General features: G+C 55.6%; 1 protein-coding gene. It reads right to left on the bottom strand.

Translation table 11 applies throughout. The features are described from left to right. Positions 1-167: 167 nt before the first annotated feature. Positions 168-1,862 carry a phospho-sugar mutase gene (locus DXD48_RS09915; protein ID WP_117565059.1) on the bottom strand — a complete coding sequence of 565 codons (1,695 nt, stop codon included), beginning with the start codon at positions 1,860-1,862 and terminating at the stop codon, positions 168-170. Positions 1,863-2,079 lie beyond the last annotated feature (217 nt).

Genomic DNA, 2,079 nt, shown 5'->3' with positions numbered 1-2,079 from the left:
GCAAGGAGATATATTGCCAGACCGGAGGGGCGCCGGGGGCGGGAATCTGGGCGTACACATTTCCTACACAATTCGGAATTCTCAGCTGTATTTACCGGTAATAAAGAGGGGACCTCGTTTCCGAGATCCCCTCCTCCGTCTATCTATAGAAATAGGCTTTCAAAGCCTTAGGCCAACAGCTTGCGACCGGATTCCTCGATCGCGTCAAGTGCTGCATCAGCCTCGGCGGCATCCGCGCCCTTGGCGAAGATGTACAGTTTAATCTTGGGCTCGGTGCCGGAAGGACGAACAATACCCTTGTTGCCGCCCTCAAGATCGAACTCAATGACGTTAGCCTTCGGCAGGCCGTTCACGCAGGTGTTGTAGTCCACGACGGCCTCAATCTTGGACCCAGCAAGCTCCGCAGGCGGGTTCTCGCGCAGACCGGACATGATGCCGGCCATCTTTGCCGCACCCTCAGCACCCGGATAGCTCAGCGAAATCGTCTTGTTGTGGTAGTAGCCATACTTCTCGTACAGCTCGTGCATCGCATCGGCGAGGTTCTTACCCTGGAGCTTGTAATACTGCGCCATCTGGCAAATCAGCAGCGAAGTGCTCACGGCGTCCTTGTCGCGCACGTGGTCGCCAGCCAGATAGCCGTAGCTCTCCTCGAAACCAAAGATAAAGCGATCGACCTCGCCAGCATCGGAAAGCGAGGTAATGATGTCGCCGATGTACTTGAAGCCCGTCAGGCAGCGGCGGAGCTCAAAACCGTACTCGTCGGCCAGAGCGTCAACCATTGCGGAAGAAACGATAGTAGTAACGGCAACCTTCTTAGTGAGGTCCTCGCCGCGGGCGGCACGGGTCTTGCAAATATAGTCGAGCAGCAGGACGCCCATCTCGTTACCGGTCAGCAGCAGATAGTCATCGCCATTTTTAACGGCAACGCCAACACGATCGGCGTCGGGATCGGTTGCAAGCAGCAAATCAGGGTGAACCTGCTCGCAGAGATCGATGCCCTTCTGCATGGCCTGACGGATCTCGGGGTTAGGATACGGGCAGGTCGGGAAATCGCCGTTAGGCTCCTTCTGCTCGGGAACAACCGTGACATCGGTGATGCCAGCGCGCTCGAGCACCGTGGTAACGGGAATGAGGCCGGTACCATTCAGCGGCGTATAGACAAGCTTGAGCGGCGCGCCGGCAATTTCCTCGGCAGAAAGATTCGTAACGCCGCGAGCGAGAACGGCGTCGTAATAACGCTCGAGGCACGAGTCATCGATCCATTTGACCAGGCCCTGCTCAAGAGCCTCATCGAAGTCCATGGACTTCACACCGGTGAACGTATCGGTCTCGGCGATAGCCTTAGAAATTGCATCGGCGGCCTCGCTGGTGATCTGGCAGCCGTCGGGGCCATAGGCCTTATAGCCGTTATACGGTGCCGGGTTATGACTAGCGGTCATGCAAATGCCACCGGAGCACTTAAGATCACGGACGGCCCAGGAGAGCGTCGGCACAGGAGAAATCTTGGGATAAACGAGGGCAGTCACGCCGTTTGCTGCAAGAATGGCAGCCGTCGTCTTAACGAACAGCTCACCTTTATTGCGGCTATCGCGAGCGATGGCAACCGTTGGATGCTCGAAGGTCGCATTGAGGTAGTCAGCGAATCCCTGGGTCGCACGACCGACCGTATAGATATTCATACGGTTAGTGCCCGCACCGATAGTGCCGCGAAGGCCGGCAGTACCGAAGGCGAGATCTTGGAAGAAAGCATCGGTGATGGCGTCCTCATCACCCTGCTCCTTCATCGTGTTAAGCTCAGCGAGGAGCTCCTCGTCCTTGACATTGGCAATCCAAGTATCAAGCAGCTCATGAACATCTGCCATGTGAGTCCTTCCTTCACAATCAATAAAACGACCCGTGTAAAACAGGACAAGCGCAGCAGTGCGCTAAAGCAAATATTAGTCCATTGAGAACAGAGAACCGACCAAAGAACGGTGAACGTCTATATTCAGCGATGGATGATTAAATTGATTTAATTGCATAAGGAATGTTGCCCGTAAACGCAAAAAAAGGGGGAGGCCGCGAGGCCTCCCCCTTCTT

Origin of the sequence: Collinsella sp. TM05-37 (assembly GCF_003436455.1) — a bacterium.
Taxonomy (GTDB): domain Bacteria; phylum Actinomycetota; class Coriobacteriia; order Coriobacteriales; family Coriobacteriaceae; genus Collinsella.
This window is presented reverse-complemented; position numbering and strand designations above follow the sequence as displayed.

What these genes read in the sequence shown, in the direction of transcription:
- DXD48_RS09915 (WP_117565059.1), bottom strand. Translation starts at nt 1,862, where the DNA reads ATGGCAGATGTTCATGAGCTGCTTGATACTTGGATTGCCAATGTCAAG.